Source organism: Pseudomonas monteilii NBRC 103158 = DSM 14164 (assembly GCF_000730605.1).
Lineage (GTDB): Bacteria > Pseudomonadota > Gammaproteobacteria > Pseudomonadales > Pseudomonadaceae > Aquipseudomonas > Aquipseudomonas monteilii.
Window position 1 is genome coordinate 24,128 of record NZ_BBIS01000045.1, and the last position, 6,788, is coordinate 30,915.

General features: G+C 61.6%; 6 protein-coding genes. All 6 read left to right on the forward strand.

Going from position 1 to position 6,788, the window contains the following annotated elements; genetic code table 11:
- The first annotated feature begins 140 nt into the window (after window positions 1-140).
- The 6 genes from acs to argR all read left to right on the forward strand — a co-directional run bounded on the left by acs (window position 141) and on the right by argR (window position 6,718).
- Entirely contained in the window at window positions 141-2,102 is a 1,962-nt protein-coding gene (acs, locus tag PM2_RS22415; RefSeq protein ID WP_016711854.1) for an acetate--CoA ligase, read from the forward strand.
- Between the two features lie 491 nt (window positions 2,103-2,593).
- Window positions 2,594-3,379: an ABC transporter substrate-binding protein gene (locus PM2_RS22420; protein WP_016711853.1), complete on the forward strand. Its 786-nt coding sequence runs from the start codon at window positions 2,594-2,596 to the stop codon at window positions 3,377-3,379.
- Window positions 3,380-3,467: 88 nt separating this feature from the next.
- Window positions 3,468-4,157 carry an ABC transporter permease gene (locus tag PM2_RS22425; protein WP_003254523.1) on the forward strand — a complete coding sequence of 230 codons (690 nt, stop codon included), beginning with the start codon at window positions 3,468-3,470 and terminating at the stop codon, window positions 4,155-4,157.
- Window positions 4,154-4,852: an ABC transporter permease gene (locus PM2_RS22430; protein ID WP_028699587.1), complete on the forward strand. Its 699-nt coding sequence runs from the start codon at window positions 4,154-4,156 to the stop codon at window positions 4,850-4,852. The genes PM2_RS22425 and PM2_RS22430 overlap by 4 nt, the downstream gene beginning before the upstream one ends.
- Before the next feature lie 22 nt (window positions 4,853-4,874).
- Window positions 4,875-5,639, forward strand: a complete 765-nt coding sequence (locus PM2_RS22435; protein WP_028699586.1) for an ABC transporter ATP-binding protein — start codon at window positions 4,875-4,877, stop codon at window positions 5,637-5,639.
- 98 nt (window positions 5,640-5,737) lie between these two features.
- A complete protein-coding gene (gene argR / locus PM2_RS22440; protein ID WP_016711850.1) occupies window positions 5,738-6,718 on the forward strand; it encodes a transcriptional regulator ArgR in 981 nt (326 codons plus the stop codon).
- Window positions 6,719-6,788 lie beyond the last annotated feature (70 nt).

Genomic DNA, 6,788 nt, shown 5'->3' on the forward strand with positions numbered 1-6,788 from the left:
TCAGGGCTGTAATCCGCATGCTAGAGCACTTTGGCGGAACGGGCGTACCAAATTACTACCAACGTCGAATGGCTTTTGTCGCTCTGATACAGTTACAAACGGTTCCATACAAAAACAACTATTACACCGAGGTAACACAGATGAGTGCGGCTCCACTGTATCCCGTTCGTCCCGAGGTTGCGGCCACTACCCTGACCGACGAGGCCACCTACAAGGCCATGTACCAGCAATCGGTGATCAACCCGGACGGCTTCTGGCGCGAGCAGGCCCAGCGAATCGACTGGATCAAGCCGTTCACCAAGGTCAAGCAGACCTCCTTCGACGACCATCACGTCGATATCAAATGGTTCGCCGACGGCACTCTGAACGTTTCCTCCAACTGCCTGGACCGCCACCTTGAAGAGCGCGGCGACCAGCTGGCCATCATCTGGGAAGGCGACGACCCTTCCGAACACCGCAACATCACCTACCGCGAACTGCACGAGCAGGTGTGCAAGTTCGCCAACGCCCTGCGTGGCCAGGACGTGCACCGGGGTGATGTGGTCACCATCTACATGCCGATGATCCCCGAAGCCGTGGTCGCCATGCTGGCCTGCGCCCGCATCGGTGCGATCCACTCGGTGGTGTTCGGTGGTTTCTCGCCCGAGGCGCTGGCTGGCCGTATCATCGATTGCAAGTCCAAGGTGGTGATCACTGCCGACGAGGGCCTGCGTGGCGGCCGCCGCACCCCGCTCAAGGCCAACGTCGACCTGGCGCTGACCAACCCTGAAACCAACAGCGTGCAGAAGATCATCGTGTGCAAGCGCACCGGTGGCGACATTGCCTGGCACCAGCACCGCGACATCTGGTACGAAGACTTGATGAAAGTGGCCTCCAGCCATTGCGCGCCGAAAGAAATGGGGGCCGAGGAAGCGCTGTTCATCCTCTACACCTCCGGTTCTACCGGCAAGCCGAAAGGTGTGCTGCACACCACCGGCGGTTACCTGGTGTATGCCGCACTGACCCATGAGCGGGTATTCGACTACCGCCCGGGTGAAGTGTACTGGTGCACTGCTGACGTGGGCTGGGTCACCGGCCACAGCTACATCGTGTACGGCCCGCTGGCCAACGGCGCCACTACCCTGCTGTTCGAGGGGGTGCCGAACTATCCTGACATCACCCGCGTGTCGAAGATCGTCGACAAGCACAAGGTCAACATCCTCTACACCGCGCCCACTGCCATCCGCGCGATGATGGCCGAAGGGCAGGCAGCTGTTGAAGGTGCCGACGGCTCCAGTCTGCGCCTGCTCGGCTCGGTGGGCGAGCCGATCAACCCCGAAGCCTGGAACTGGTACTACAAGACCGTGGGCAAGGAGCGTTGCCCGATCGTCGATACCTGGTGGCAGACCGAGACCGGTGGCATTCTGATCAGCCCGCTGCCGGGTGCTACCGGCCTGAAGCCGGGGTCGGCTACCCGTCCGTTCTTCGGCGTGGTGCCAGCGCTGGTGGACAACCTGGGTAACCTGATCGACGGTGCTGCCGAGGGCAACCTGGTGATCCTCGACTCCTGGCCGGGCCAGTCGCGTTCGCTGTTCGGCGACCACGATCGTTTCGTCGACACCTACTTCAAGACCTTCCGTGGCATGTACTTCACCGGTGACGGTGCGCGCCGTGACGAGGATGGCTATTACTGGATCACGGGCCGTGTGGATGACGTGCTCAACGTATCCGGGCACCGCATGGGTACCGCCGAGATCGAAAGTGCCATGGTGGCCCACGCGAAGGTGGCCGAGGCTGCAGTGGTTGGCGTGCCGCACGACATCAAAGGGCAGGGCATCTATGTGTATGTCACCCTCAATGCCGGTATTGAGGCCAGCGAGCAGCTGCGCCTGGAGCTGAAGAACTGGGTGCGCAAGGAAATCGGCCCGATCGCCTCGCCGGATGTGATCCAGTGGGCACCGGGGCTGCCGAAAACCCGTTCGGGCAAGATCATGCGCCGTATCCTGCGCAAGATTGCCACCGGTGAGTACGATGCGTTGGGCGATATCTCGACCCTGGCCGACCCGGGCGTGGTGCAACACCTGATCGATACCCACAAGGCCATGAACCTGGCCTCGGCCTGATAGCGAAGCAGGGCCGTGTGAACAGAAAACCCCGCCCGGGCAACCGGGCGGGGTTTTTGCTTTACTGTTACCCGACATTCATCGGTAACTGTTCTGTCACCCACCTTGCACACGTTCGGGGCGCGAGGAAACAACACGGACCTGTTTCGGTGCGCTCCTCCAGCCATTTTGTACAACGCGGCACGCTACACTTGCCGTAGTACAAGGCTTTGCCAATAATAGGCCCAGGAATTGCTAGGTCTATTGGTTCTATTTCTTGTGCCTTCGCATATTTTGCGCTGGTCGTCAACATCGCCCGCAGCGGTTTCAGGCGCTTCTGTAAGTAGTTGTCGCTTTGAAGAAATATCGACTACCGGGCTGTCGCTAAAATGCCACTCACTCGCTCGTGGTCTGCGACCTTGGTCGAACCCTGCGCGGCTCGCGTTGTACCCATTCGCATATCGGGCAGCCGTTACCTGCCTTGTATTGCCCCGTACCGATGGAGTTACCTGATGAAGAAGCTCGCACTGCTTGGCGCCCTGGCGCTCTCCGTATTTTCCCTGGTGTCGCAGGCCGATGAAAAACCGCTGAAAATCGGCATTGAAGCCGCCTACCCACCCTTCGCCTTCAAGCAGCCCGATGGCAGCATCGCCGGTTTCGACTACGACATCGGCAACGCCCTGTGCGAAGAGATGAAAGCCAAGTGCACCTGGGTCGAGCAGGAGTTCGACGGCCTGATCCCGGCGCTGAAAGTGCGCAAGATCGACGCCATCCTGTCGTCCATGTCGATCACCGAGGACCGCAAGAAGTCGGTCGACTTCACCAAGCGCTACTACCTCACCCCGGCGCGCCTGGTGATGAAGGAAGGCACCGCTGTCAGCGAAAGCCTGGATGAGCTGAAAGGCAAGAAGATCGGCGTGCAGCGCGGCTCGATCCATGACCGCTTCGCCAAGGAAGTGCTGGGCGCCAAAGGTGCCACCGTGGTGCCTTACGGCACTCAGAACGAAATCTACCTGGATGTGGCCGCCGGCCGCCTGGACGGCACCGTGGCCGACGCCACCCTGCTGGAAGACGGCTTCCTCAAGACCGACGCGGGTAAAGGCTTCGCCTTCGTAGGCCCGTCCTTCACCGACGCCAAGTACTTCGGTGACGGTATCGGTATTGCTGTGCGCAAAGGTGACAAGGCCAACGTCGACCGCATCAACGCGGCCATTGATGCCATCCGTGCCAACGGCAAGTACAAAGAAATCGAGAAGAAGTACTTCAACTTCGACATCTACGGTCCAGACTCGAACTAAGACGTCGGGTTTCACCTGTGCAATGGTGCAAACAGCAGAGGCTCTGAGGTTTGCACCATTTTTCATTCTTTAGGTCGAGGACCTCATCATGTTGAAAGGCTACGGGGCAGTCATCCTCGACGGGGCGTGGCTGACGCTTCAGCTCGCCCTGTCGTCGATGGCCCTGGCCATCGTGCTCGGCCTGATCGGTGTGGCGCTGCGCTTGTCGCCGGTGCGCTGGCTGGCCTGGCTGGGCGACCTGTATTCCACGGTGATCCGTGGTATTCCGGACCTGGTCCTGATCCTGCTGATCTTCTACGGCGGGCAAGACATCATCAACCGGGTGGCACCGCTGCTCGGCTACGAAGACTACATTGACCTGAACCCGCTGATTGCCGGTATCGGTACCCTGGGCTTCATCTTTGGCGCCTACCTGTCGGAAACCTTCCGCGGTGCCTTCCTGGGTATTCCCAAGGGGCAGGCCGAGGCGGGCGTGGCGTATGGCATGAGCCCGCGTCAGGTGTTCTTCCGCATCCAGGTGCCGCAAATGATTCGCCTGGCGATCCCGGGCTTCACCAACAACTGGCTGGTACTCACCAAGGCCACCGCACTGATCTCGGTCGTCGGCCTGCAGGACATGATGTTCAAGGCCAAGCAGGCGGCCGATGCCACCCGCGAGCCTTTCACCTTCTTCCTGGCGGTGGCGGCACTGTACCTGGTGCTGACCAGCGTCTCGCTGCTGGCCCTGAAGTATCTGGAGCGCCGCTACTCGGTGGGCGTCAAGGTGGCTGAACTATGATCTTCGACTACAACGTCGTCTGGGAGGCATTGCCGATGTACTTCGGCGGCCTGCTGACCACCCTCAAGCTGTTGGCGATTTCGCTGTTCTTCGGGCTGCTGGCGGCCATCCCGCTCGGCCTGATGCGCGTGTCGAAACAGCCGGTGATCAACCTGACTGCGTGGCTGTACACCTACGTGATCCGCGGCACACCCATGCTGGTGCAGCTGTTCCTGATCTACTACGGCCTGGCGCAGTTCGAGGCGGTGCGCGAGAGCTTCCTCTGGCCGCTGCTGTCCAGCGCCACCTTCTGCGCGTGCCTGGCGTTCGGCATCAACACCAGCGCCTACACCGCCGAAATCATTGCCGGCAGCCTCAAGGCCACGCCGCATGGCGAGATCGAGGCGGCCAAGGCCATGGGCATGTCGCGCATGAAAATGTACCGGCGCATCCTGCTGCCCTCGGCCCTGCGCCGGGCGCTGCCGCAATACAGCAACGAAGTGATCATGATGCTGCAAACCACCAGCCTGGCGTCGATCGTTACCCTGATCGACATCACCGGTGCCGCACGCACGGTCAACGCCCAGTACTACCTGCCTTTCGAGGCCTACATCACGGCGGGCGTGTTCTACCTGTGCCTGACCTTCATCCTGGTGCGCCTGTTCAAGATGGCCGAACGCCGCTGGCTCGGCTACCTGGCGCCGCGCAAGCACTGACCGCTCTGTGAGAATCGACAGCATGTACAAACTCGAAGTCCAAGACCTGCACAAGCGCTACGGCAGCCACGAAGTGCTCAAGGGCGTGTCGCTGGCGGCCAAGGCCGGCGACGTCATCAGCATCATCGGCTCCAGTGGTTCGGGCAAGTCGACCTTCCTGCGCTGCATCAACCTGCTGGAGCAGCCGCACGCGGGCAAGATCCTGCTCAACAACGAAGAGCTCAAGCTGGTGGCCGGCAAGGACGGCGCGCTGAAGGCTGCCGACCCGCGTCAGTTGCAGCGCATGCGCTCGCGCCTGTCGATGGTGTTCCAGCACTTCAACCTGTGGTCGCACATGACCGCACTGGAAAACATCATCGAAGCGCCGGTGCATGTGTTGGGTGTGAACAGGAAAGAAGCGCTGGAAAAAGCCGAGCATTACCTGGCCAAGGTCGGGGTTGCCCACCGCAAGGACGCCTTCCCCGGGCATATGTCGGGTGGCGAGCAACAGCGTGTGGCAATTGCCCGCGCGCTGGCCATGGAGCCGGAGGTTATGCTGTTCGACGAGCCGACCTCGGCACTGGACCCTGAACTGGTGGGCGATGTGCTCAAGGTGATGCAGGCGCTGGCCCAGGAAGGCCGCACCATGGTGGTGGTGACCCACGAAATGGGCTTTGCCCGTGAGGTGTCCAACCAGTTGGTGTTCCTGCACAAAGGCCTGGTGGAAGAAACCGGCTGCCCGCGTGAAGTGCTGGCCAACCCGCAGTCGGAGCGCCTGAAGCAGTTCCTCTCCGGCAGCCTGAAGTAAAAGCTGCATTTTTGCACCAGAATAGGGCATGCTGCGCGGCGAGCGCAGCCTGACCCGGCGCACAGACTCGAACGACCTCAGGTTTCGGACCGTACCCTATGACCACCCAGCGAATCGGTTTTCTCATCTGGCCCAGCACCAGGCCCTTGACCCTGGCGCTGGCCGAGGAAGTGTTGCTGGTGGCGCAGCGGGTACACCCGGATGTAGTCTACGAAATGGCCTTCCTGCAGGCGGAGCCGGCGCAAGAGGGGGGCTGGCGCCTGCCGGGCGACCCGTGGACTGGCCGCCTGGAGGGGTGCCACAAGCTGTTTCTGGTTGCTGACGAGCCGCCTGCGGCAGTAGGGGCAGCCTTGTCGGCTGCTCTCAAGCAGCAGGCGCGCAGCGGTTGCATGATCGGTGGCCTGTCAGCCGGTGTTTATCCTTTGGCGATGCTGGGCTTGCTCGACGGTTATCGTGCTGCCGTGCACTGGCGCTGGCAGGATGATTTTGCCGAGCGCTTCCCCAAGGTCATTGCCACCAGTCACCTGTTCGACTGGGACCGCGACCGCCTGACGGCCTGTGGCGGCATGGCTGTAACCGACCTGCTGCTGGCCGTGCTGGCCCGCGATCATGGGGCGGAGCTGGCGGGGGCTGTTTCGGAAGAGTTGGTGGTAGAGCGCATCCGCGAGGGTGGTGAGCGCCAGCGCATTCCGCTGCAGAACCGCCTGGGCTCCAGTCACCCCAAGCTGACCCAGGCGGTGCTGTTGATGGAAGCCAACATCGAAGAGCCGCTGACCACCGATGAGATTGCCCAGCATGTGTGTGTGTCGCGCCGGCAGCTGGAGCGCATCTTCAAGCAGTACCTGAACCGCGTGCCGAGCCAGTATTATCTGGAGCTGCGGCTTAACAAGGCGCGGCAGATGCTGATGCAGACCAGCAAGTCGATCATCCAGATCGGGCTGTCCTGTGGTTTCTCCTCGGGGCCGCATTTTTCCAGCGCCTACCGCAACTTCTTTGGCGCGACGCCACGGGAAGACCGTAACCAGCGGCGTAGCAGCAGCCCGTTCGAGCTGAGCTCGGCGCCGGCCGAAAAGGGCTGATATTTGGGTGGGTTCGGGTGTATGCCTTGGGTTTGATGATGGTGCTGAAATCGAGCGCCGCCCGCGCGGC

Bases quoted from the DNA above. Each gene is read 5' to 3' on its own strand.
- PM2_RS22420 (WP_016711853.1), top strand. From the start codon at position 2,594: ATGAAGAAGCTCGCACTGCTTGGCGCCCTGGCGCTCTCCGTATTTTCC.
- PM2_RS22435 (WP_028699586.1), top strand. From the start codon at position 4,875: ATGTACAAACTCGAAGTCCAAGACCTGCACAAGCGCTACGGCAGCCAC.
- PM2_RS22425 (WP_003254523.1), top strand. From the start codon at position 3,468: ATGTTGAAAGGCTACGGGGCAGTCATCCTCGACGGGGCGTGGCTGACG.
- PM2_RS22430 (WP_028699587.1), top strand. From the start codon at position 4,154: ATGATCTTCGACTACAACGTCGTCTGGGAGGCATTGCCGATGTACTTC.
- argR (WP_016711850.1), top strand. From the start codon at position 5,738: ATGACCACCCAGCGAATCGGTTTTCTCATCTGGCCCAGCACCAGGCCC.
- acs (WP_016711854.1), top strand. From the start codon at position 141: ATGAGTGCGGCTCCACTGTATCCCGTTCGTCCCGAGGTTGCGGCCACT.